Here is a 643-nt window from a genome sequence, read left to right on the forward strand (position 1 = left end):
TCGCCGCCGGGCTGCACGCCCTGATCGACGTCGGCGACGAGACCGAGGTGCTGGCCCGGGCGGAGGCTGAGGGGCTCGCGCTCGGCCACCTGGGCGACCACTGGCACGGCCCCGGTGGGGGACGGCCGCAGGGCCTGGTGGTCGGCTACGGAACGCCCCGGGAACGGGCGTATCCCGAGGCGCTGGACGTGCTGGCGAAGGTCCTGGGCGGGGCGTGAGGCACATTCCCCCGGCCCACCCGCGGCCCGCACAAGTGGGCCACTCACACGGCCTCTCATTGGGTCTGTCGAGGGATCCATCCCGCCTCTAGCGTCGTTGGCATGACGGTCTCCCTCGTGCCGCCTGCGGGCCCGCAACGGGTCCTGGCCCTCGCCCAGTTCGCCAACTCGGTCGGCGACGGCGCCTACTACGTCACCTCGGCGCTGTACTTCACCCACGTCGTCGGGCTGTCACCCACGCGCGTGGGACTCGGCCTGACCGTCGCCTGGGCGGTCGGCTCGGTCGTCGGGGTGCCCCTGGGACGGGTCGCGGACCGGCGCGGGCCACGCGGCACGGCCGTGGTGCTGGCCCTGGTGACCGGGCTGGCCGTGGCGGCCTTCCTCGTCGTCCACGGCTTCGTGCCGTTCGTGGCCGCCGCGTGCGC

The 643-nt window shown here is 74.7% G+C and carries 2 pseudogenes; both read left to right on the forward strand.

The window, feature by feature from the left end:
* Positions 1–218: pseudogene (locus BZY54_RS47625) on the forward strand (PLP-dependent aminotransferase family protein); the annotation flags it as partial.
* 102 nt (positions 219–320) lie between these two features.
* Positions 321–643: pseudogene (locus BZY54_RS47630) on the forward strand (MFS transporter); the annotation flags it as partial.

Source organism: Streptomyces carpinensis (assembly GCF_002154505.1).
Taxonomy (GTDB): domain Bacteria; phylum Actinomycetota; class Actinomycetes; order Streptomycetales; family Streptomycetaceae; genus Streptomyces; species Streptomyces carpinensis.